The sequence below is a fragment of the Rhizobium sp. GN54 genome, assembly GCF_021026345.1.
In the GTDB taxonomy this organism is placed as follows: Bacteria; Pseudomonadota; Alphaproteobacteria; order Rhizobiales; family Rhizobiaceae; genus Mycoplana.
The window spans coordinates 294,039-315,778 of sequence record NZ_JAJNCZ010000006.1; the positions used below are offsets into that span (position 1 = coordinate 294,039).

At 66.1% G+C, this 21,740-nt stretch carries 19 protein-coding genes; 11 read left to right on the forward strand and 8 right to left on the reverse strand.

What is annotated here, in order from left to right; all coding sequences use genetic code 11:
* Positions 1 to 27: 27 nt before the first annotated feature.
* The 6 genes from LQK81_RS17830 to LQK81_RS17855 form a co-directional block, all read right to left on the reverse strand.
* Complete coding sequence (locus LQK81_RS17830; RefSeq protein WP_230807719.1) at positions 28 to 1,563, reverse strand: FGGY-family carbohydrate kinase; 1,536 nt, start codon at positions 1,561 to 1,563, stop codon at positions 28 to 30.
* Positions 1,564 to 1,668: 105 nt separating this feature from the next.
* Positions 1,669 to 2,469, reverse strand: coding sequence for a DeoR/GlpR family DNA-binding transcription regulator (locus LQK81_RS17835; protein ID WP_230807754.1), 801 nt, complete (start codon positions 2,467 to 2,469; stop codon positions 1,669 to 1,671).
* 199 nt (positions 2,470 to 2,668) lie between these two features.
* Entirely contained in the window at positions 2,669 to 3,616 is a 948-nt protein-coding gene (locus LQK81_RS17840) for a D-ribose ABC transporter substrate-binding protein (protein WP_230807720.1), read from the reverse strand.
* Between the two features lie 123 nt (positions 3,617 to 3,739).
* Positions 3,740 to 4,780, reverse strand: a complete 1,041-nt coding sequence (locus tag LQK81_RS17845; RefSeq protein WP_230807721.1) for an ABC transporter permease — start codon at positions 4,778 to 4,780, stop codon at positions 3,740 to 3,742.
* 22 nt (positions 4,781 to 4,802) lie between these two features.
* On the reverse strand, positions 4,803 to 6,347 hold the full coding sequence (locus tag LQK81_RS17850) for a sugar ABC transporter ATP-binding protein (protein ID WP_230807722.1): 1,545 nt from the start codon (positions 6,345 to 6,347) through the stop codon (positions 4,803 to 4,805).
* 2 nt (positions 6,348 to 6,349) lie between these two features.
* On the reverse strand, positions 6,350 to 7,006 hold the full coding sequence (locus tag LQK81_RS17855; RefSeq protein ID WP_230807723.1) for a DUF2291 family protein: 657 nt from the start codon (positions 7,004 to 7,006) through the stop codon (positions 6,350 to 6,352).
* Positions 7,007 to 7,874: 868 nt separating this feature from the next.
* Here LQK81_RS17855 and LQK81_RS17860 point away from each other — a divergent pair.
* The 6 genes from LQK81_RS17860 (at position 7,875) to derI (ending at position 14,362) form a co-directional block, all read left to right on the forward strand.
* The gene (locus tag LQK81_RS17860) at positions 7,875 to 9,425 is read left to right on the forward strand and encodes an FGGY-family carbohydrate kinase (protein ID WP_230807724.1); all 1,551 of its coding nucleotides are present in this window, start codon (positions 7,875 to 7,877) and stop codon (positions 9,423 to 9,425) included.
* 75 nt (positions 9,426 to 9,500) lie between these two features.
* Positions 9,501 to 11,012, forward strand: a complete 1,512-nt coding sequence (locus LQK81_RS17865) for a glycerol-3-phosphate dehydrogenase (RefSeq protein ID WP_230807725.1) — start codon at positions 9,501 to 9,503, stop codon at positions 11,010 to 11,012.
* Between the two features lie 23 nt (positions 11,013 to 11,035).
* A complete protein-coding gene (locus LQK81_RS17870) occupies positions 11,036 to 11,968 on the forward strand; it encodes a sugar phosphate isomerase/epimerase family protein (RefSeq protein WP_230807726.1) in 933 nt (310 codons plus the stop codon).
* Positions 11,969 to 12,132: 164 nt separating this feature from the next.
* Positions 12,133 to 13,074 (forward strand): sugar-binding transcriptional regulator, encoded by a 942-nt coding sequence (locus LQK81_RS17875; RefSeq protein WP_230807727.1) that lies wholly within the window; start codon positions 12,133 to 12,135, stop codon positions 13,072 to 13,074.
* A 49-nt stretch (positions 13,075 to 13,123) separates the two neighbouring features.
* Positions 13,124 to 13,894, forward strand: a complete 771-nt coding sequence (locus LQK81_RS17880; RefSeq protein WP_230807728.1) for a triose-phosphate isomerase — start codon at positions 13,124 to 13,126, stop codon at positions 13,892 to 13,894.
* Between the two features lie 12 nt (positions 13,895 to 13,906).
* Complete coding sequence (gene derI, locus LQK81_RS17885; RefSeq protein WP_230807729.1) at positions 13,907 to 14,362, forward strand: D-erythrulose-4-phosphate isomerase; 456 nt, start codon at positions 13,907 to 13,909, stop codon at positions 14,360 to 14,362.
* A gap of 81 nt (positions 14,363 to 14,443) precedes the next feature.
* Here the strand turns inward: derI and LQK81_RS17890 are convergent, their stop codons facing one another.
* Both LQK81_RS17890 and LQK81_RS17895 read right to left on the reverse strand, forming a co-directional pair.
* Positions 14,444 to 15,652, reverse strand: a complete 1,209-nt coding sequence (locus LQK81_RS17890) for an HPP family protein (RefSeq protein ID WP_230807730.1) — start codon at positions 15,650 to 15,652, stop codon at positions 14,444 to 14,446.
* Between the two features lie 149 nt (positions 15,653 to 15,801).
* Positions 15,802 to 16,884: an ABC transporter ATP-binding protein gene (locus LQK81_RS17895; RefSeq protein ID WP_230807731.1), complete on the reverse strand. Its 1,083-nt coding sequence runs from the start codon at positions 16,882 to 16,884 to the stop codon at positions 15,802 to 15,804.
* A gap of 101 nt (positions 16,885 to 16,985) precedes the next feature.
* Between LQK81_RS17895 and LQK81_RS17900 the strand changes: the two genes are divergently transcribed.
* The 5 genes from LQK81_RS17900 to LQK81_RS17920 all read left to right on the forward strand — a co-directional run bounded on the left by LQK81_RS17900 (position 16,986) and on the right by LQK81_RS17920 (position 21,730).
* Positions 16,986 to 17,675, forward strand: coding sequence for a GntR family transcriptional regulator (locus LQK81_RS17900; protein ID WP_230807732.1), 690 nt, complete (start codon positions 16,986 to 16,988; stop codon positions 17,673 to 17,675).
* Positions 17,672 to 18,661, forward strand: a complete 990-nt coding sequence (locus tag LQK81_RS17905; RefSeq protein ID WP_230807733.1) for an alpha/beta hydrolase — start codon at positions 17,672 to 17,674, stop codon at positions 18,659 to 18,661. Before LQK81_RS17900 ends, LQK81_RS17905 begins: the two co-directional genes overlap by 4 nt.
* Before the next feature lie 30 nt (positions 18,662 to 18,691).
* Complete coding sequence (locus LQK81_RS17910; protein WP_230807734.1) at positions 18,692 to 19,888, forward strand: ABC transporter substrate-binding protein; 1,197 nt, start codon at positions 18,692 to 18,694, stop codon at positions 19,886 to 19,888.
* Positions 19,889 to 19,979: 91 nt separating this feature from the next.
* A complete protein-coding gene (locus tag LQK81_RS17915; protein WP_230807735.1) occupies positions 19,980 to 20,900 on the forward strand; it encodes a carbohydrate ABC transporter permease in 921 nt (306 codons plus the stop codon).
* Positions 20,897 to 21,730 (forward strand): carbohydrate ABC transporter permease, encoded by an 834-nt coding sequence (locus tag LQK81_RS17920; RefSeq protein WP_230807736.1) that lies wholly within the window; start codon positions 20,897 to 20,899, stop codon positions 21,728 to 21,730. The genes LQK81_RS17915 and LQK81_RS17920 overlap by 4 nt, the downstream gene beginning before the upstream one ends.
* Positions 21,731 to 21,740: the final 10 nt, after the last annotated feature.

Here is a 21,740-nt window from a genome sequence, read left to right on the forward strand (position 1 = left end):
GGAGGGGGAGAGGCAGGTGCCGGGCGATCAGCCCCGCGGCCGGCCGTCGGAGGCGGTGAGTTGCGAGATGCGCGGCCAGAGCGGCGTCATTGCCTGGGCGATATCGCAGAACAGCCGGTAGCGCTCCTCGTAGTGACGGCTGCGGACGGGGTCAGGCCGGCAGGTCCGGGACAGGCCTGCGAGATCGCGCGGATCGCTCTGGTGGTCGGGGAAGATGCCGACGCCGGCGCCCGCGCAAAGGGCCGCACCCCAGGCCGCGGCTTCATCCGTATCGGTGACGGTGACGGGCATGCCGAGCACGTCAGCGAACATCTGGGCGATGGCCGGGTTGCGGGAGATGCCACCGGTCAGGCGTGCCTCCTCGAAGGAAAAGCCGTCGCGCAGGGCATCGACATGGATGCGGTGGTTCATGGCGATGCCTTCGAGCACCGCGCGGAGCATGTCGCCCCGGCCATGCCAGCCGCCGAGGCCGGCAAAGCCGGCACTGGCGGCCGCGCCGTAGGGCGAGCCGAACAGGTAGGGATGGAACAGGGCCGTCGACGGCCGCGCGAAGGCTGCCTCGATCTCGGGCGCGAGCAGGGCGTGGACCGAGTGACCGGATGCCTCGGCCTGCGTGACTTCGGCTGCGCAGAGCCGGTCGAGAAACCAGTCGTAGTTGGCGGTCGAGGCCGGCGAGATCGACATGTTGTGCCACTGGCCCGGAACGATCGCGTTGCGGCAGAACCACCGGTCGTCGACGCGCGGCTCGAAGGATACCGTCTCATTGATCGAATAGGTTCCGGCGATCACCGCGACGATGCCGGGCTTGTGTCCGCCGATCCCGAGCGCAGACGCGGTGACGTCGTGCAGCCCGGCGACCACAGGGGTGCCCTCGGCAAGCCCGGTGCGGCGAGCGACTTCCGCCGTCACCCGGCCGACCACCTCGTCGGAGCGGGCGGCGGGCGGCAGCGCATTGCACAGCGCCTCCAGCCCGAAGAGCCGAAGCGCATCCAGCGAATAGTCCTGGGTCCGGACATCGGTGAAGGACGTGCTGGCCTCCGTCCGGTCCGCGCCGATGGTGCCTGTCAGGCAGTAGCGCAGCCAGTCCTTGCAGCTCAGGACGTGGGCGATCCTGGCAAATCGCTCCGGCTCGTTGTCGCGGACCCAGGCAAGCAGGGCTGCCGGCGCGGAGACGTGCGGACCCTGTCCCGTCAGTGCGATCGCCTGCCGGGCGGTGCCGTCCTCCTGCCAGCGCTCGACGATTGCGCCCGCCCGGCTGTCGAGCGACAGCATCGCCGGGCCGAGCGGCCCTGCATCGGCGTCGAGGAGGTAGACGCCGTCGCCATGCGCGGTGGCGGCGATGGCCTGGATATCCGATGCCGGCCGGCCGCTCGCACGGATCGCCTCTGCGATGGCCTCGGCCGTTGCGGTCCACAGTTCATCCATGTCGCGCTCGACATGGCGGGGTTGGGGAATCGATTGCGAGACCCGGCGACGGGCGACGGCGACGGGCGTGCCGTCGATGTCGAAGATGGCGGCCTTGGTGACGGTCAGGCCGCTGTCGATGCCGAGGATGCTTGGCATGGTAAACTCCAGGCGGACGCGGAGGACCGCTCTTTTCCCGTCCTGCGGCGAAACGCGAGGACCATTCTTGACGTGCGGCGGCGCCCTTGTGCAGTCGGGCTTCCGTCAGGGGCGGGCGGCGCCGGATCCGGCGACCACCACGTTGATGCCCTTCGATTGCAGCCGGTCGAGGTGCTCGACCGGCGTATCCTCGTCGACGATGACGACGTCGAATTCCGAAAGGGCGGCGAAGCTGTGCAAGGCGCGCCGCTCGAACTTGGTGTGGTCCGCCACCAGGATCCGCCGGGCGGCGCAATCGAACATGGCCCGCTTGGTCTCCACCATTTCCGCCGACTGGTGGAACACGATGTCGTCGGTGATGGCCGACATCGACATGAACGCGACGTCGGCCCGCAACCGGCGGATCTCTCGGACCGTCATGTGGCCCATGAAGGCGTTGCACCAGGTGTAGAACTGCCCGCCGAGGCCGAGAAGCGTCAGGTCGCGCACGCCCCTCAGCGCGCTCATGACATTGAGCGAATTGGTGATCGCCGTCAGCGGCACCTTGGCCGGCAGGTGGGCGGTCATCTGGAGGACCGTCGTAGAATCGTCGAGGAAGATCGACTGGCCGGGTTCCACGTAGCGCATGGCCGCCTCGGCGAGGTTCTTCTTCTGCGCCGCCTGTCGGTTGGCGCGATAGACGTCGCTGGCCTCGATCAGGCTGGTGGGGGCGGCCGAGACGATGCCGCGGGACTTGCGGAAGATGCCGCGGCTGACGAGGTCGTCGACATCCCGGTGGGCCGTCATCAGGCTGATGCCAAAGCGTCCGGTGAGGTCCTCGATGCGCATCGATCCTTCGGCCATGACCGTTTCGGCGATCAATTGCCGGCGCACCAGCTGGCGGGCGTGCCGGCTGTCGCTCGGCATCGGCTCCGAAAGAAGCTGCTCGACATTCGCTTTCCTGGTCACGGTCGCTCCGCCATTCGCCTGGGCGTGCACGTTGTCAGCCAGACGTTGTCCGATGGGAAATTCTGCTTGCCGGCGACCTGTGCCGGCCTTTCGACAGGCATGGCCATGTCGTCGGTAGCGGAAGAGGGGCGCCGGGCAGCGCCCCTCCTCATGGAGGTCACTCCGACAGGACGAAGGGAGCGGTGTACTTGTCGACGTTGTCCTTGGTGATCAGGAGGCAATCGAACAGCTGCTTCTCGCTCTTGGCGCCGGTTTCGCCCGTCTTGATGAAGTTGTCGGCCTGCTTGACCGCTTCCTCGGAGAAGATGGCGACCGGCTGCAGGACCGTGTACTGGAGGTCACCGGCCTTGATCGCTGCGACCGCATCCGGCGAACCGTCGAAGCCGCCGACCTTGATGCCGGAAAGCTTGCCGGCTTCCTTCAGGGCTGCAATGGCGCCCAGCGCCATTTCGTCGTTGCCGCTGATGACGCCGATGATATCCGGGTTGGCCTGCAGCATGGACTGCATCTTGGCATGGCCCTTGGTGCGGTCCCAGTCGGCCACTTCGCGGGCGGCCTTCACGAGGTCCGGATACTGCGTCAGCACGGTCTCGTAGCCGTTGGAGCGGGTGGCGGCGTTGTTGTCCGAAGGCGCGCCGAACAATTCGACATAGTTGCCTTCCTGGCCGACGCTCTCGACCCACTGGGTGGCGCCGAGGGCGGCACCCTGGGCGTTGTTGGAGACGAGCTGCGCCTTGGCGAGGCCTTCCTGGTTGATCTCGGCATTGACGAGGAAGACCGGGATGCCGGCGGCGACGGCCTTCTTCACTGCACCGACGGAGCCGTCGGCGTTTGCCGGATCGAGGATGATCGCGACCGACTTGTTGGTGATCGCGGTGTCGATCAGGTTGCTCTCGGTGTTGGTGTCGCCCTTGTGGGCGCCGACGGTGGCGGTGTAGCCCAGCTTCTCGGCCGTTGCCTTGGCAACCTCGCCCTCGGTGTACCAGTACGGGTTGGACGGGTCGTTGACGATGATCGTCATCAGCCCTTCCGCCCAGGCCGTGCTGACCAGCAGCGGAGCCGCTGCGACGGCGGCGAACAGGATGCGCATTCCCTTCTTGAACATGTCTCTCTCCCTTTCAATCAGGATGGTGGTGCCGGTCTCCCGGCGTTGCTTTCCGCAATCGGCTGGCCCTCTGGACCCTCACTGGCCGTTGCGGACAAGGTCTCTTGTTCCCTCCGGCCGCGGCTAGCGGCGGCTGTACTGGATGGAGTTGAGGAGGACGGCGAGCACGATGACGGCGCCGGTGAACACGGTCTGCCAGTAGGAGGATACGCCGATGATGACGAGGCCGTCCGAGAGGAAGCCGATGACGAAGGCGCCGAGCATGGTGCCCTGGATCGTGCCGCGGCCGCCGGTGAGTGCTGCGCCGCCGATCACGACGGCGGCGATCGCCGTCAGCTCGTAGGTGGTGCCCGCGGTCGGGCCGGCGGACGTGAGCTGCGAGGACAGCACCAGGCCGGCGATGGCGGCGCAGATGCCGGACAGCACGTAGACGGTGATCTTGACGCGCTTGACGGGGACGCCGGAAAGCTCGGCGGCGCGTTCGTTGCCGCCCGAGGCATAGAGCCAGCGCCCGAAGGAGGTGCGGTTCAGCACCACCGCGCAGATGATTGCGAGTGCTGCAAGCACCAGCACGCCGATCGGGATGCCGAACAGGCGGTTGAAGCCCAGCCAGTCGAAGCCGGTGTTGCCGAGTTCGGGGCGACCGCTGAGGTTGTTGTAGGTCAGGCCATTGGTCATCAGCAGCGCCACGCCGCGGGCGCAGTAGAGCACGCCGAGCGTCGCGACGAAGGCGGGCACCCGGAGATAGGCGATCAGCACGCCGTTGACGGCGCCGACAAAGGCGCCGAGGGCGCAGGTCAGCACGACGACGGCCCAGACCGGCGGATAGAGGATGACGCCGAGCTGCTCAAGCTGCACGCCCTGCATCAGGAAGCCGGCGATGACGCCGGAGAGCCCGAGCGTCGAGCCGACCGACAGGTCGATGCCGCCGTTGAGAATGACCAGCAGCATGCCGATCGCCAGCAGCCCGAAGATTGCCACGTGCGAGGACATGATGAGGAAGTTCTCGACCGAGAGGTAGTAGGGCGAAAGGATCGAGAAGACGACGATGATGGCAATCAGCGCAAAGAAGGCGCGGCCTTCCAGAAGCAGCTGGACGAGGCTGGTCTTGCGCTTGGTGCCGTTCGCGACGGATTTCTTGTCGGTTGTGCTTGTGACTGACATGTCAGTGCTCCATGATTTCCGTCTAGTGAGCGACCACGGCCTCGCCCGAAGCGGCCATGATCTTCTCTTTCGTGACATTCGATCCGAACTCGGCGGAGATCTTTCCGCGGTGCATGACGATGATGCGGTGGGCGATGCTGAGGCATTCGCCAACCTCGGAGGTGGAATAGAGGACGGCGAGGCCCTGCCTGGCCCGCTCCGCCAGAAGCTTGAACACTTCGCCCTTGGCGCCGATGTCGATGCCGCGGCTGGGCTCGTCGAGAAGGATCACCTTCGGATTGGTGGCGAGCATCTTGCCGATGACCACCTTCTGCTGGTTGCCGCCGGACAGGGATCCGATCGCCGCCCCGCCGCCATCGGTCTTGATGTGCACCTTGCGGATCGACTCGTCGATGAGGGTGCCTTCGCTGCTGCGCGAGGTGAACAGGCCCTTGGTGAAGGCGCCGATGCTGGCGAGCGAGAGGTTGCGGCCGACCGTCATCGTCTGGACCAGGCCGTCGCGCTGGCGGTCTTCGGGGACCAGCACCAGGCCGAGTTCGATGCGGTCGGCGATGCTGAGGTGGGAGACATCCTCGCCCTCGAGCAGCACCCGGCCGCTCGAAGCCTTGAGGCGACCGGCGACGCATTCGAGAAGTTCCGTGCGACCGGCGCCCATCAGCCCGTAGATGCAGACGATCTCGCCAGCCTTGACGCTGAGCGACAGCCTGTCGACGACCGAATAGTCCGCGCCTGCGGGATCGGGAACCGTCAGCCCCTCGACCGCCAGCGCCACCTTGCCCATCTCGTGGCCCTCCGGTGGGGAGCCGAGATCGAAGTTTTCGCCCACCATGTTGCGGACGATCCATTCGAGGTCGATGTCCTTTCGCTTGGCAAAGGCCGTCATGTTGCCGTCGCGCAGCACCACCGCATGGTTGGTGATCTGCAGCGCTTCTTCCAGGTGGTGGGAGATGTAGACGATCGACACGCCCTTGCTGTTGAGGTCGCGGATGACCTTGAACAGCACCTCGACTTCCGTGGCGCTCAGCGCCGAGGTCGGCTCGTCCATGATCAGGATACGGGAGTTGACCGACAGCGCGCGGGCAATCTCGACGATCTGCTGCTGGCCGAGGCGGAGGTCTTCCACCAGCGTCAGCGGATCGATGTCTTCCTCGAGTTCTTCCATCAGCGCGCGGGTCTGGCGCTCCTCCTCGGCAAAGTCGACGCCGGTGGAGGTGGTGATCTCGCGGCCCATGAAGATGTTGTCGCGCACGTTCATGTTCGGCGCGAGGCTGAGCTCCTGGTGGATGATCGAGATGCCGCGGTCGCGCGCATCCGAGGACGAGGAGAAGCTGACCGGCTGGCCGTCGAGGAGGATCTCGCCGGAAGACGGTTGCACGACGCCGGAGAGGATCTTCATCAGCGTCGACTTGCCGGCGCCGTTCTCGCCGAACAGCGTGGTGACCTGGCCGCGATGGACGTCGAAATTGACGCCCTTCAGCGCATGGACGTTGCCGTAGGACTTGGCGATATTGCGGGCGGCGAGAACGACCTCGCGCGGATCGTCGACGGAGGAGGGAACCTGGCTCATGCTCACTTCACTTCCAGCTTCACCGGCGTGACCAGCCAGCTCTTCGGGTTGACGAGCTTGAAGACGCCCGTGATGTCCACGGTCTTGCCGGTGAGGTTCTCGACGTCGACGCCGGCCAGCACGGCCTTCTTCATTTCGTTGTTCAGGGCCGAGCCGGCGTCCTGATACTCGATCTGGTTCTTGAACTGGCCGAACTCGATCGTGCCGGTGGCATCGCGCAGATCCGTTCCGTTGACCGCCGGGCCCGTCTGGACGCGGACCGTCAGTTCGCCCGGAAGGCCGTCGATCGTCATCGTGTGGTAGTTGGACTTGCGCTCGCCCACGGTCGCGGTGAAGGTCACGGGAATGACGGGGCCGATGCTCGTCGCCACGCCGTATTTCTCGCCGGCGGCGGCCTTGTCGGTGGCGATCGCGGTCGCGACCTCGACGGCCGGGGCGGCGCGCTCCTCGATGCTCGCCTTCACCTTCGGAAATTCCTCCGCGCCGTAGGTCTCGGCCGAGAAGCCCTGCTGGCGGACGTCGTTCTCCGAGCCGATCCGGACCACGGTCGTGTCGATGGCGATGGCGCCGAGGACGACGACGGCCGCGGCGAGGCTGGTGAGCAACGCAGGCGAAAACCGGGTCGGCTTGCGGATGGTGACTTCAATTGGTGTGCTCATTTCAATCGACCTTCACTGGAAATGCTGACGATGCGGCGATGCGGCCGGCGACGCCCGGCATGGCAGTGCGGGGACCGGCCGCCATCGGCGCCAGGCCGCTCAGCCTGTCAGGATGTTCGTCCGGACGCTGTGCGCAGGGTGTCCCGGCGGGCGAGAGCCCGTGCGTCGGCTATGATCATTGGGATTGCCTCCTCCTGTGGTTCGGGCGCGCTGTTTCCTCCACTCGCCCGTTTGTCGAAGGGCATTTCTGCCCGCCACATCGGCGACATATGATATCAAAATGGTACCAATGTCGCCAATGATGTTATAATTACCGGACCCGCTTCAACCGAGCGATCATTCCTGCGCCTTGCTTCCGCCTGTGCTTCCTGCTGCTCCAGCGCCCGATGACGGAGCTACGCAACCGAGGATTTTTGCTGCAACGCCGTCCGGCAACTACTGATCCCGCAAGGGGTCGAGATGTCGAACGATGATATAAAGCATTGAAATACAGGGATTATGATCCGCCCGACTGTCTGTTGTCCCTCTCCCTTTGATGCCGCCTTGCCGGCGGACGTGCCGAGATCCCGTCAAGCTGTGCTGCATGGGTTTCTCATTTGGTGCCGGCTATCTTATATGAAAAAAATTACGACGCCAGAAAAATATTACGTTGATGGTGATATGTTTGTGATATAAGACAGTCGGAACGGCGAATGTCTGTTCGTATGGCTCCCCGCTCTTGCCGGGGAGGGTGCGCGGGAAGGGCACATCGAAGCTGATCGTGCCTGGTGCCTGCCTCCGGCGGACCTGAGCGGGCAGGGAGGATTTGACATGTTTCTGGCGGGCGCCTTCATGCCCTCGTCCGTCCCGCGCGGCGGGAGGGCTGTTCATGGCTGACGACAGCCGAGTGATCATCGGCATCGATGCGGGAACGTCGGTCATCAAGGCGGTTGCCTTCGAGATCGGCGGCAGGCAGCTCGCCGTGGCATCGGCGCGCAACAATTATTCCATGGCGGAGGACGGCGCGGCGACGCAGTCGCTGGCCCAGACCTGGCAGGATTGCCTGACGGCGCTTCGCGGACTTTCGGAGAAGCTGCCCGGCCTTGCCCGGCGCACGGCGGCGATCGCGGTGACCGGCCAGGGCGACGGCACCTGGCTCGTCGGCGCCGGCAACGAGCCGGTGGGCGATGCCTGGCTGTGGCTGGATGCCCGCGCGGCGCCAACGGTCCGGCAGCTTGCCGCCGGCGCCATGAACCGGGCGCGCTTCGAGGCGACGGGAACCGGCCTCAATACCTGCCAGCAGGGAACGCAGATGGCGCACATGGATCGCCATGTGCCCGATCTTCTGGGCCGGGCGGAGGTCGCCCTGCACTGCAAGGACTGGCTCTATCTCAACCTCACCGGCGTGCGTGCCACCGATCCCTCCGAGGCGAGCTTCACCTTCGGCAACTTCCGCAGCCGCCGCTATGACGACACCGTCATCGAAGCGCTCGGCCTGTCCCACCGGCGTGCGCTCCTGCCCGAGATCATCGAGGGGACCGAGACGACGCATCCGCTGACGCCCGCGGCGGCAGCGGCATCGGGCCTGCTGGCCGGAACGCCGGTGTGTCTCGGCTATGTCGACATGGTGATGACGGCGCTCGGCGCCGGCGTGCGCTCCGGCGGCGAGAACGCTGCCTGTTCGACGATCGGCTCGACTGGCGTGCACATGCGCGCAAAGGCCGTTCCCGACGTGCAACTCAATGCGGAAGGCACCGGCTATGTCATCGCCCTGCCGCTGCCGGGGATCGTCACGCAGGTCCAGACCAACATGAGCGCCACCATCAATATCGACTGGGTGCTGCAGCTTGCCGCCGACCTGATGGCGGAGGGCGGGCGCGAGACGAGCCTGTCCGATCTCATTCCCCGCATCGACGGCTGGTTTGCGGCCAGCGCGCCGGGGGCGGTGCTCTATCACCCCTATATATCCGAAGCCGGCGAGCGCGGTCCCTTCGTCAATGCCGATGCCCGGGCCGGCTTCATCGGCCTGTCCTCGCGGCACCGGTTCCCGGACCTCGTACGCGCCGTGGTGGAGGGGCTCGGCCTTGCGACGCGCGATTGCTACGCGGCGATGGGCGACACACCGGCCGAATTGCGCCTGACCGGGGGTGCCGCGCGCTCGTCGGCCCTGCGCGGCGTGCTGTCGGCCGCCGTCAGGGCGCCGCTGCGCGTCTCCGGGCGCGAGGAGGCGGGGGCTGCGGGCGTTGCGATGATGGCGGCCGTCGCGATCGGCGCCTACCCGACGATGGACGATTGCATTGCCGAATGGGTGACGCCGCTTCTCGGCCGCCCAGAGCCGCCGGACGCCGAGCAAGCCGACCGCATGGACCGCCTCTATGGCGCCTACCGGCAGGCGCGGCTGGGGCTTGTGCCCGTATGGGACGCGCTCGCCGGACGCTAGCAGCATCGGCGAACCGTCGCGACCGGCGGAACGGAACGACACGGGATGCCGGACGCGCATCCGAAGGAGCAGGAAATGACAGAGAACACCATCTACGACCTGGTTGTCATCGGCGGCGGCATCAACGGTGCCGGGATCGCCCGCGACGCGGCCGGTCGCGGTCTGTCGGTCATCCTCTGCGAGAAGGACGATCTGGCGGAGGGCACGTCTTCGCGCTCCGGCAAGCTGGTCCACGGGGGCTTGCGCTATCTCGAATACTACGAGTTCCGCCTCGTCCGCGAAGCTCTCATCGAGCGCGAGGTGCTGCTGAATTCCGCCAGCCACATCATCTGGCCGATGCGTTTCGTCCTGCCGCACAGCCCGAACGACCGGCCGGCCTGGCTGGTTCGCCTCGGCCTGTTCCTCTACGATCATCTCGGCGGCCGCAAACGCCTGCCCGGCACGCGCACGCTCGACCTGAGGCGCGATCCGGAAGGCGCGCCGATCCTCGACGAATATACCAGGGGCTTCGAGTACTCGGACTGCTGGGTGGACGACGCACGCCTCGTCGTCCTGAATGCGGTCGACGCCGCCGAAAAGGGAGCCACGGTACTCACCCGCACGGCCTGTTTCAGCGCCAAGCGCGACCAGGGCGCCTGGATCGTGCAGATGCGCGACCAGACGACCGGCGAGGTCCGCACCGTCCGGGCGAAGGCGGTCGTCAACGCAGCCGGCCCCTGGGTCAACGACATCGTCGGGCGCGTGGCCGGCTCCAACAGCCGGCGCAACGTCCGCCTCGTCAAGGGCAGCCACATCATCGTGCCGAAATTCTGGAGCGGCCAGCAGGCCTATCTCGTCCAGAACCACGACAAGCGGGTGATCTTCATCAATCCCTACGAGGGCGACAAGGCGCTGATCGGCACGACCGACATCCCCTATGACGGCCAGCCGGAAGAGGTGAAGGCGGACGAGAGCGAGATCGAGTACCTGCTCGCCGCCGTCAACCGCTATTTCAAGGAAAAGCTGCGCCGCGCCGACGTCATCGAGAGCTTCTCCGGCGTTCGCCCGCTCTTCGATGACGGCAAGGGCAACCCTTCCGCCGTCACCCGCGACTATGTCTTCGACCTCGACGAGACCGGCGGCGCGCCGCTGCTCAACGTATTCGGCGGCAAGATCACCACCTTCCGCAAGCTTTCCGAGCACGCCCTGCAGCGACTGGCGAAGTTCTTCCCGCAGATGGGCGGAGACTGGACCGCGGCCGCGAGCCTTCCCGGCGGCGAGATCCCGAACGCAGACTACATCGCCTTCTCCGAGACGTTGCGCCAGCGCTATCCCTGGATGCCGCGCGATCTCATCAACCACTATGGTCGCCTCTACGGCGCGCGCACCGGAAAGGTGGTCGGCGGCGCGACGTCGATCACAGGTCTCGGTCGCCATTTCGGCGCTTCACTCTACGAGGCCGAGGTCCGCTACCTGGTCGAGAACGAGTGGGCCCGCCGTGCGGACGACATCCTTGTCCGCCGCACCAAGCAGGGCCTGCACATGAACGAACAGCAGAAGGCCGATTTCAGGGCCTGGTTCGAAACCGAGATCGCGCAGGCCGCGTGAGGCCGGATCGACAGGAGAACGACATGGCCTTGACGCTATCCCTCAACACCAACCCGCTGGTGAACCGGTTCGCCGATCCCGACGACCTGATCGACACGGTGGCGCGCGACCTGAAGATCCGCGACCTGCAACTGACGCATGAGTTCATCAATCCGAGTTGGCCGGCGCCGGTGATCCGCCGCCTGACGCGGCAGATGGATGCGGCCCTGCAACGCACCGGCGTGCGGGTGACCTCGGGCATGACCGGCCCCTATGGCCGGCTGAACCATTTCGGCCATCCGGACCGCGACGTGCGGCGCTATTATGTCGACTGGTTCAAGACCTTCGCCGACATCACCGCCGATCTCGGCGGCACGTCGGTCGGCACCCAGTTCGCGATCTTCGCCTACAAGGACTACGACGATCCGGCCCGCCGCGAGGAACTGATCGAGATCGCGATCGACTGCTGGGCGGAGGTGGCCGAGCACGGCAAGGCTGCCGGGCTCGACTATGTCTTCTGGGAGCCGATGAGCATCGGTCGGGAATTCGGCGAGACCATTGCCGCCTGCCTCGGCCTGCAGGAACGGCTGACGGCGGCGGACATGGCGATCCCGATGTGGATGATGGCCGACATCGACCATGGCGACGTCACCTCGGACAACCCCGACGACTACGACCCCTATGCCTGGGCGCGCGCCGTACCGAAGGTGTCGCCGATCATCCACATCAAGCAGAGCCTGATGGACAAGGGCGGACATCGTCCGTTCACGGCGGAATTCAACGCCAGGGGCCGCATCCAGCCGGAACCGCTGGTGGCCGCCTTTGCCGAGGGTGGCGCCGTCGACAACGAGATCTGCCTGGAGCTGTCCTTCAAGGAGCGGGAGCCGAACGACCGGCAGGTCATCGGGCAGATCGCCGAGAGCGTGGCGTTCTGGGCGCCGCATATCGATACCGGCGCAGCCGACCTGAAGGTCTGACTCCGGTTTTTTCCGGGGGACGCGACATTTTCGGTCGACGTTCGGGGCCGAACAGTCCTATCAACCGCTTCGGCGCAGCGGAAGGCGGGTGTGCCGGCCGGACCCCTGAAGGCACCAAGGAGCATGGAACCGAGCGCTATGGAGAAGGAAGCCGGTAGCGACCGATGACGGATGCAGACGAATCACTTGCCGTGCGCGCGGCCTGGCTCCACTACGTGGCCGGGATGACCCAGGCCGAGGTCGCCCGCCGGCTCGGGCTGCCGTCGGTCAAGACACACCGCATGATCGCCCGCGCGGTGGCGGACGGCGTCGTGAAGGTGACGATCGACGGCGACATCGTCGAGTGCGTCGACCTGGAGATGAAGCTCGCCGAACGGTTCGGGCTGGCCTATTGCGAAGTGGCGCCCGATCTCGGCGAGGAGGGCATTCCGCTCCGGGCGCTCGGCCAGGCCGGCGCCGGTTTCCTCAAGCGCGAGATCGAACGGGGCGAGCACAGGGTGATCGGGCTCGGCCACGGGCGCACGCTCTCGGCCGCGGTGCATCATATGCAGCGGCTCAACGCCAGGGGCCTGCATTTCGTCTCGCTGCTGGGCGGCCTGACGCGCAACTACACCGCCAACCCCTATGACGTGATGCATCGCATCGCCGAGAAGACCGGAACGCAGGCCTATGTCATGCCGGTGCCGTTCTTCGCCAACACCGCCGACGACCGCGAGGTGCTGCTGGCGCAGCGCGGCGTGCGCGAGGTGTTCGAGATGGCCAACAACACCGACCTGAAGTTCGTCGGCATGGGAACGGTCGATGCCGAGGCCCAGCTCGTCCAGTCGGGCATGATCGAGGCGCGGGAGATCGAGGAGATCGCTGCTGCCGGCGGCGTCGGCGAAATCCTCGGCTACTTCTTCGACGGGCGCGGGCGTATCCTCGACACGACGCTGACCGCCCGCACGCTCGCCGCCTCCTTCCCGCAATCGAAGACGGACCGGCTGGTGGCGCTCGCCGGCGGACTGGTCAAGGTCAAGGCGATCAGGGCGGTGCTCAACAGCCGCCGCCTGCATGGCCTGATCACGGACGAGCGCACGGCCCGCGCGCTTCTCGAAACGGAATGAACCACACATCGGGCGGCGCCAAGCGCTGCCTCAACATGGGACGTGAAACATGACGACTGCACCGCAATTCTGGATCGGCACCAGCTGGAAAATGAACAAGACGCTCGCCGAAGCCCGTGTCTTCGCCGAGGGCCTGCGCGCCGCCGACGGGGCGCGTGATCAGCGGATCCAGCGTTTCGTCATCCCCCCGTTCACCGCGGTGCGCGAAGTCAAGGCGATGCTGGCCGATACTTCCGTCAAGGTCGGTGCGCAGAACATGCATTGGGCGGACCAGGGTGCGTGGACCGGCGAGGTCTCGCCGGTGATGCTCAAGGACTGCAATCTCGACATCGTCGAGCTCGGCCATTCCGAGCGCCGCGAACATTTCGGCGAGACCGACGAGACGGTAGGGCTCAAGACCGAGGCCGCCGTCCGCCACGGTCTCATCCCGCTGATCTGCATCGGCGAGACGCTGGAGGAGCGTGAAGGTGGCCGCGCCGCCGAGGTTCTCGCACAGCAGGTGCGAGGCGCGCTTTCGAAACTGTCGCCGGAGCAGAAGAAGGCCGAGATCCTTCTCGCCTACGAGCCCGTCTGGGCCATCGGCGAGAAGGGCATTCCGGCAACGTCCGACTATGCCGACGCGCGCCATGCCGAAATCATCGCCGTTGCCGAAGACGTGCTGGGTCGCAGGATCCCGTGCCTCTATGGCGGCTCGGTCAATCCGGGCAACTGCGAAGAACTGATCACCTGCCCCCATATCGACGGGCTCTTCATCGGGCGCTCCGCCTGGAATGTCGAAGGCTACCTCGACATCCTCGGCAAGTGCGCCGCCAAACTCTAAGGAGGACATGCCATGAAACTTGCAGTAGCCGGAGACAGCGCGGGCGAAGGCCTCGCCAAGATCCTTGCCGATCACCTGAAGGAGCGCTTCGACGTGCACGAGGTCTCGCGCACGGATGCCGGTCCCGATGCCTTCTATGCCAACCTTTCCGACCGCGTGGCCTCGGGCGTGATTGATGGCACCTATGACAGGGCCATCCTCGTCTGCGGCACCGGGATCGGGGTCTGCATCTCCGCCAACAAGGTGCCGGGCATTCGTGCGGCCCTGACCCACGACACCTATTCAGCGGAACGGGCGGCACTCTCCAACAATGCCCAGATCATCACCATGGGTTCCCGGGTGATCGGCCCCGAACTGGCCAAGGCCATCGCGGATGCCTACCTCGCCCAGACCTTCGACGAGAAGGGACGCTCGGCCGGCAACGTCGAGGCGATCAACGCCGTCGACGCGAAGTACAACGCCCGCTGATCGTGGCGCCGGCGATGCCGCGCCCGCGCGTCGGCATCGCCGCTTTGACGAATACGCCTGCCGCGGTCCTGCCGCGGCAGGTCAGGCGACGTTGGCCCGGGGGCCTTCTTCTTCGTCGCCAGACGCCTGCTCGGTGCGGCGCTGGAACAGGGCGGCGATCAGGTCGGACTGGGTGACGATGCCGACGACGCGGTTGTGCTCGTTCACGACCGGCATGTGATGAAGGCCCATGTCGGCCATGGGCGGCACCAGCTTGGCGATCATCGTCCCGGGAAGCGCCGACTGGACGCGCCGAGTCATGATGTCGGCGACCGTGCGCGGCGTCTTCGAACGGCCTCCGAGGACGAGGCGGACCTTGTCGCCGAATCCGAACCGCAACTGTCCGTTTCGTCCAAGCGCAGAATTGTGCATGAAATCGGTCTGGGTGACGATGCCGACCAGCCCGTCCGCTTCCGTCACCACCGGCAGCGCCTTGATCCGGTGCTCGAGCAACAGGCGCCAGGCCTCCCGCAGCGAGGTCTGCGGCGAAACCGTTGCCACGTCGCGGGACATGACCTCGCTGCAGGTGATCTCGCCGGACCGGCGATGATAGGCCCTGATCTGCGCCTGGTGCAGAAGCTCGTCGAGCACGTCGGAACTGATGTTGACCACCTCGTCATACTGCGCGAGCACGGCCTGGAGGTCCTCCGGCACGACACCGAGCCGCTGCGTGGGGACCGGATCGGCGGTGTTGTGCGGATTGGCGGCGGCTGATGGCGCAAGATGCGGATAGCGCCGCCCGGTCGCGTTGTTGAAGGCGAAGGCCACGAGCAGGATCAGGGCGGAGTTGATGCCGACGGGCGTCAGGACGAACCAGTATCCCGCCTCGTGAACCGCCGGGCCGCCGAGAACGGCCGTCAACGCGACCGCGCCGCTCGGCGGGTGCAGGCAGCCCATCATCATCATGGTCGCAATGGCGAGTGCCACGGCGACCGCAGCGGCGGCGACCGGGTCACCGATCACGAGCGCGCAGCTCACGCCGATGAAGGCGGCGATCGTGTTCCCGCCGAGGATCGACCAGGGCTGGGCGAGCGGGCTCGTGGGCGCGGCGAAAAGCAGGACCGCGGACGCCCCCATGGGGGCGATCAGCAGCGGCAGGCTCACATCGCCGGATCCCACGGCCATCGTGCTGACGAGGCCCGTCAGGAGAACGCCCACGAACGCGCCCACGGACGATCGGAAGCGTTCGTGCCGGCTGGTCGGGGCAATATCGGGGATCAGGCGCTTCAGAAAAGCACTGGCCTTGGACATGAAGAACTCGCAGGAAAGGCATATGCGGCTGGAATTTGGTCGATCAGATAGCATTTGCCTTTCGCGCGGGCATGCAAAATTGATCCAATTTGGGCAGGAAGGTCGAAAAATATGCAATGTGTTGCGCCGGCTGGCCGCGGACTCGGCCCTCAGTTGAGGCGCAGCCCGCTGGCGCCGTCGAAGAGATGCGTGCCGGACGCATTGCCGCGGACATGGATCCGCTCGCCGACCCTGATCTCGGCTTCGCGCGGAAATTCCACGGTCAGCATCCGGCTCTCGCCAATCTCGACATAGCCGTAGGTCTGGCTCCCCAGCCGTTCGACGACGGCGAGATCGCCGGTGAACCAGGCGTCCTCCGGCGAACAGCGAACGAGGTCTTCCGGCCGGATGCCGAGCGTTATGCCGGACGAGGCCGCCTGGGGCCGGGTCGTTGCCGGCAAGGCGATCTGCCTGCCGGCGACGGCCAGTCTTGTCTCGGCGTCGTCGGTGCCTGTGACCTGCGCGGACAGCGTGTTCATCGTCGGGCTGCCGATGAAGCGGGCAACGAAGAGGCTTGCCGGCCTGTGATAGAGCTCCAGCGGCTTGCCGATCTGCTCGATCCGGCCCGCATTGAGGACGACGATCCGGTCAGCAAGGGTCATCGCCTCGACCTGGTCGTGGGTGACGTAGACGGTCGTCGCCTTCATCCGGTTGTGCAGCTTGGCGATCTCGAGGCGCATCTCGACGCGCAGGGCGGCATCGAGGTTGGAAAGCGGCTCGTCGAAGAGGAAGGCGGAGGGCTCGCGGACGATGGCGCGCCCCATCGCCACGCGCTGGCGCTGCCCGCCGGAAAGCTGGGCCGGTCTGCGGTCGAGGAGGGGGGTGATCTTGAGGATGTCGGCTGCCGTCGAGACCCGTTCGTCGATCGCCTTCTCGCCGGTTCCGCGCATCTTCAGGCCGAAGGCCATGTTTTCGCGCACGCTCATGTGCGGGTAGAGCGCGTAGTCCTGGAAGACCATGGCGATGTCGCGCTCGGAAGGCGGAAGCGCGTTCACCACCTTGCCGCCGATGTCGAGCATGCCGCCGGAAATCTCCTCCAGCCCGGCGACCATGCGCAGCAGCGTCGATTTTCCGCAGCCGGAAGGGCCGACAAGAACGAGGAACTCACCGCTCTCTATGTCGATGTCGATGTCATGGATGACGGCGAGCGAACCGTATGTCTTGCGGATCTTTCTCAAGGCGATGGCAGTCACGGTTTTCTCCTCCGGCAGACCATGTTAGCACTTGACCAACATTATCGATATCAATATCAATAATGATACAAACGTCGATTGGCAACTCCGTGGAAGCTGCGATGTCCTATTTTTCGACAAGGCCGAGTGTCCGGACAAGCGCTGCAAAGCCCGCCAAATCGGCGGCGGCCTTCAATGCGCTGAAGCGCGACATCATGCTCGGCGTGCTGCCGGCAGGCGCGGCGCTGACCGAACTCGAACTCGCCGCCCATTTCGGTTGCAGCCAGGGGACCGTTCGCGAGGCGCTGCTGCAGTTGCAGGAGGAGGGGCTCGTCCTGCGCCAGGGGCACAGGGGCACGCAGGTCTCCGAATGCACCGAGGACGAGGCCGTGGAGATGTTTCGCGTGCGCCGCCAGATCGAATGCAACGGCATCCTGCGCGTGGTCCAGGCGCAGAGCCGCACGCTGATCGCCGACCTCAAGGCGCTGTTTTCGGAGATGCTGGACGCGGCCCGGCGCGACGACGAACTGGAGCTTGCCTCCGCGGACCGCGATTTCCACCGCCGCATCTTCCAGGATGCGCGCCTGCCGGCGCTCGATCCGATCCTGCACCGCTGCCTCGTCCACAATCACCGTTTCAAGATTTCCCGCAGCACGCTGCCGCGCGACCTGTTTGCGACCGCCCAGCGCCACGCCGTCATCATCGAGGCGATCGAGAGCCGCGATCCGGCGCGCGCCGACGAGGCGCTGCGGCACCATATCGCCACCATCGTCGATCTCGGTCCCAGCGTCTTCCCGGATCTCGTCCAATGACTGGCGCGGGCACTTTCGACGCGACGCTCTCGCCGGAAACGGCCGCCTTGATGGAGCGGCTGGCCGCGGCCGGTCCCCAGCAGGACCCGACGCTGTTGCCGCCGGCGGAAGGGCGCGCACTGTCGGAGGAGGGCAATCGCCGCTGGAACATCGACCTGCCGGCGATGGCCTCCGCTACAGACTGCCGGGTCGAGGCCGATGTCGCGCTGGGCTCGCCCGGCTGCCGGATGCGCGTGCTTGTTCCCGAAGAGAGGGCTGCCGGTGCGATCCTCTATGTCCACGGCGGCGGTTTCGCGTTCTGCAGCCCCGAAACGCACGAGCGCTGCGCCCGTCTGCTCGCCGTCGCAGCAGGCATGCCGGTGCTTCTGCCTGACTACAGGCTTGCGCCGGAAAACCCCTATCCGTCCGGCCTGCGGGACGTGGTGGCCTGCCTGCGGGCGGCCTTCACGGCAACGGAGGATGCCGGCGTCGTCCCGGGCCCGCTGATCGTCGCCGGCGATTCCGCCGGCGCCAATCTCGCTCTGGCAGCGCTGCTCCACGAACAACGCGAGGCCGCGCCGACCCCGGTTGCCGGCGCTCTGCTCTTCTACGGCAACTACGCGATGGACTTTGCCACGCCTTCCTACGAGGCGTTCGAGCATGGTCCGGGCCTGACGCGCGCCAGGATGCAGCGCTACTGGGCCTGGTATGCGCCGGCCGGTGACGACATATCCGGCGATCCGCTCGCCTGTCCGCTCACCGCCGGCGACGAGGCGCTTGCCGCGCTGCCGCCGCTGCATCTGATGGCGGGAGGGGTCGACCCGCTCCTGTCCGACACGCTGAGGCTGCACCGGCGCCTGCAGGCGCTCGGGCGGAAGGAGACCGTCACGGTCGTTCCGGGCGTGGTGCATGGATTCCTGCAGAACACCATCGATCTCGCAGCGGCACGGGAGGCACTTGCCGCTGCCGGGATCGCAGCACGGAAGATGGCTGCCGCAACGGTCTAGCCGGCCAAGAATTCAACGGAGGAGACGACAATGAACTTCAGGAAACTCAGCATGGGCGTTGCACTCGCGGCAACGCTGTTGGCGTCCACGGCGTCCGCCGAGACGGTGCGCTTCTGGTACCACTTCGACAATCCGGAAAACCCGATGGCCGATCTCGTTGCCAAGTTCGAGGCGGCCAATCCCGGCATCACGATCGAGGCCGAGAACGTGCCGTGGAACAGCTACTACGACACGCTCTACACATCGCTTGTCGGCGGCAATGCGCCGGACGCGGCCATGGTGAAGCTGTTCGCCCAGCCGCGGCTGGCGGAGATGGGCGCGCTGGAGCCGCTCGGCGACAAGATCGACGCATGGGCCGGCAAGGCCGACCTGCTCGACAACCTGCTGGAGCTCAACAAGGGGCCGGACGGCCAGCAGTACTACCTGCCGATCCAGTACGTCGTCCTCTATCTCTACTACCGCGCCGACCTCTTCGAGCAGGCCGGCCTGCAGCCACCAAAGACCTGCGAAGAGTTCCGCGACGCGGCGATCAAGCTGACCAAGGCGCCGACGACCTATGGCTTCGGCCTGCGCGGCGGCAAGGGCGGATGGGACCAATGGGGCGCCTTCGTGCTCTCGCAGGGCGGCGAGCTGAAGCCCGGCGGCCTGACCAACGAGAAGGCGGTGGCAGCCAACCAGTGGCTGATCGACCTCTTCCAGAAGGACAAGGTCATTCCGCCATCGGCCCCGAACGACGGCTTCCAGGAAATCACCGGCGCCTTCAAGGCCGGCACGACGGCGATGACCATCCACCACATCGGCTCGTCGAACGACATGGTCAAGGCGCTGGGCGACAAGGTTTCGGCCGTGCCGGTGCCGGAGTGCGGCGGCAACCGCTGGACGTCCTACGGCGACGAGTCGCTGGCGATCTTCTCCTCGTCTGAGGTGAAGGATGCGGCCTGGAAGTGGATCTCGTTCCTCGCCGAGGGCGAGAACAACGTCGCCTTCAACAAGGCGACCGGCCAGATGACCGTGACCAAGAGCGGCTCGGAAAACTGGAACCTGCATGAGCGCCGCTTCGTCGATGCCACCGTGCAGTCGCTGCCGTTTGCGCATGTGCTGCCGCAGACCCCGGCGACGTCGGAGTTCGTCAACACAGCCTGGCAGGTCGCCATGCAGCAGGCGCTGACGGGACAGATCACGTCCCAGCAGATGATGGAGCAGTTGGAAGGGCTCTTCGCGCAGTAAAACGCCGCAGCCTCCAGCGCATCCCCCACTCGCAGCGTCAGGGCGGGTGGGGGATCGATCCCAGCCTCGAAAGGCAAGGAACCGAAATCCGATGACCGCGATCACCACCACCGTTGCCGACAAAGCGATCCCGACCCCCTGGAGCACGCGGCTGATGCCCTACATGCTCCTGGCGCCGGCGGTGCTGGTGACGGTGTTCATCGTCTTCATGCCGATGGTGCAGGCGGTGGTGACCAGCTTCTACGACCTCGTCCTGTGGAAGCCGAACGCCAGCCGCTTCGTCGGCTTTGGCAACTACGTCAAGCTGTTCGCCGACCCGGTCTTCTGGACGGCGCTCTGGAACACTGCGATCTGGATCGGCCTGACGGTGCCGTTGCAGATGGGCCTCGGCCTGGTCACCGCGCTGCTTCTGAACCGCGAGTTTCCCTGGCGCGGCCTCGCGCGCGCGCTGATCATCATTCCCTGGGCGCTGCCGAGCGTCGTGATCGCGCTGATGTGGCGCTGGATCTACGATCCGAACACGGGCGTGCTGAACGACATCCTCCTCTATCTCTCGATCGTGCAGAGTGCCGTTCCCTGGCTCGCCGATCCCAACCTCGCGCTCTATGCGATCATCGCCACCTTGACCTGGCAGGGTTTTCCCTTCTTCGCCGTGATGATCCTGGCCGGCCTGCAGGGCATTCCGAAGAGCCAGTACGAGGCAGCTTCGATCGACGGCGCGAGCGCTTGGCGGCAGTTCCTGCACATCACGCTTCCCGGCATCGCGCCGGTGCTGGCAACGGCCGGGCTGCTCAGGGTGATCTGGGTCGCCAATTCGATGGACGTGATCTTCGTCATGACGGGCGGCGGCCCCGGCTATTCGACCCATACGCTGCCGCTCTATGCGTTCGTGCGGGCGCGGCAGAACCTGGACTTCGGCTATGGCACCGCGATCGCGGTCACCTTCACCATCCTTCTCGGCGCGATCGTCGCCGTCTATCTGGTCCGCACCATGCGCGAGGTTGAACGATGAACAAGCCGGGCACCGCACGCCGCATCCTGACGACGGACCTTCCGGTCCTCGTCATCGTGCTCTTCGCCATGGCGCCGTTCGCCTGGATGGTCCTGACCTCGCTGACGCCGACGGCGGCGCTGAACGCGACCGGCGTGTCGCTTTCGCCCGCCGGCTGGAGCCTCGACAATTACGTCCGGCTGCTGCGCCAGACGTCCTTCCTCGGCAACATGATGGACAGCCTCATCATCGCCGGCGGTACCGTGATCCTCGGGCTCGCGGTGGCGGTCACCGCAGCCTACGCCTTCTCGCGCTTCCGCTTCGCCGGCCGCAAGCTCCTGATGCTGCAGTTCCTGCTGATCAACATGTTCCCGGTGGTGCTCCTGATCCTGCCGCTGTTCGTGCTGATGAAGAACGTCGGCATCCTGGACACGCATTTCGGGCTGGTCCTCGCCAATGCCACGGTCGCGATCCCCTTCGCCGTATGGATGCTGACGAGCTATGTCGGAGCGATCCCCAGGAGCCTCGACGAGGCGGCGATGATCGACGGCTGCTCGCGGCTGACGGCGCTGCGCCGGGTGGTGCTGCCGCTGACGATGCCGGGCATCATCTCCACCGGCATCTACATCTTCATCACCGCCTGGAACGAGTATCTCTACGCGCTGACGCTCGGCGGCCGCAACGTCCGCCCGGTCACCGTCGCGATCCAGACGCTAATCGGCGAGTACCAGATCGAGTGGGGGCTGCTCGCCGCCGGCGCGGTCGTCGGCGCCATGCCCGCAACCATCCTTTTCCTTCTCGTCCAGCGCCGCCTGATCGGCGGACTCACGCAGGGTGCGGTGAAGGGCTGAACTTCAAAGA

Bases quoted from the DNA above. Each gene is read 5' to 3' on its own strand.
- LQK81_RS17830 (WP_230807719.1), bottom strand. From the start codon at position 1,563: ATGCCAAGCATCCTCGGCATCGACAGCGGCCTGACCGTCACCAAGGCC.
- LQK81_RS17835 (WP_230807754.1), bottom strand. From the start codon at position 2,469: ATGCCGAGCGACAGCCGGCACGCCCGCCAGCTGGTGCGCCGGCAATTG.
- LQK81_RS17840 (WP_230807720.1), bottom strand. From the start codon at position 3,616: ATGTTCAAGAAGGGAATGCGCATCCTGTTCGCCGCCGTCGCAGCGGCT.
- LQK81_RS17845 (WP_230807721.1), bottom strand. From the start codon at position 4,780: ATGTCAGTCACAAGCACAACCGACAAGAAATCCGTCGCGAACGGCACC.
- LQK81_RS17850 (WP_230807722.1), bottom strand. From the start codon at position 6,347: ATGAGCCAGGTTCCCTCCTCCGTCGACGATCCGCGCGAGGTCGTTCTC.
- LQK81_RS17855 (WP_230807723.1), bottom strand. From the start codon at position 7,006: ATGAGCACACCAATTGAAGTCACCATCCGCAAGCCGACCCGGTTTTCG.
- LQK81_RS17860 (WP_230807724.1), top strand. From the start codon at position 7,875: ATGGCTGACGACAGCCGAGTGATCATCGGCATCGATGCGGGAACGTCG.
- LQK81_RS17865 (WP_230807725.1), top strand. From the start codon at position 9,501: ATGACAGAGAACACCATCTACGACCTGGTTGTCATCGGCGGCGGCATC.
- LQK81_RS17870 (WP_230807726.1), top strand. From the start codon at position 11,036: ATGGCCTTGACGCTATCCCTCAACACCAACCCGCTGGTGAACCGGTTC.
- LQK81_RS17875 (WP_230807727.1), top strand. From the start codon at position 12,133: ATGACGGATGCAGACGAATCACTTGCCGTGCGCGCGGCCTGGCTCCAC.
- LQK81_RS17880 (WP_230807728.1), top strand. From the start codon at position 13,124: ATGACGACTGCACCGCAATTCTGGATCGGCACCAGCTGGAAAATGAAC.
- derI (WP_230807729.1), top strand. From the start codon at position 13,907: ATGAAACTTGCAGTAGCCGGAGACAGCGCGGGCGAAGGCCTCGCCAAG.
- LQK81_RS17890 (WP_230807730.1), bottom strand. From the start codon at position 15,652: ATGTCCAAGGCCAGTGCTTTTCTGAAGCGCCTGATCCCCGATATTGCC.
- LQK81_RS17900 (WP_230807732.1), top strand. From the start codon at position 16,986: ATGTCCTATTTTTCGACAAGGCCGAGTGTCCGGACAAGCGCTGCAAAG.
- LQK81_RS17905 (WP_230807733.1), top strand. From the start codon at position 17,672: ATGACTGGCGCGGGCACTTTCGACGCGACGCTCTCGCCGGAAACGGCC.
- LQK81_RS17910 (WP_230807734.1), top strand. From the start codon at position 18,692: ATGAACTTCAGGAAACTCAGCATGGGCGTTGCACTCGCGGCAACGCTG.
- LQK81_RS17915 (WP_230807735.1), top strand. From the start codon at position 19,980: ATGACCGCGATCACCACCACCGTTGCCGACAAAGCGATCCCGACCCCC.
- LQK81_RS17920 (WP_230807736.1), top strand. From the start codon at position 20,897: ATGAACAAGCCGGGCACCGCACGCCGCATCCTGACGACGGACCTTCCG.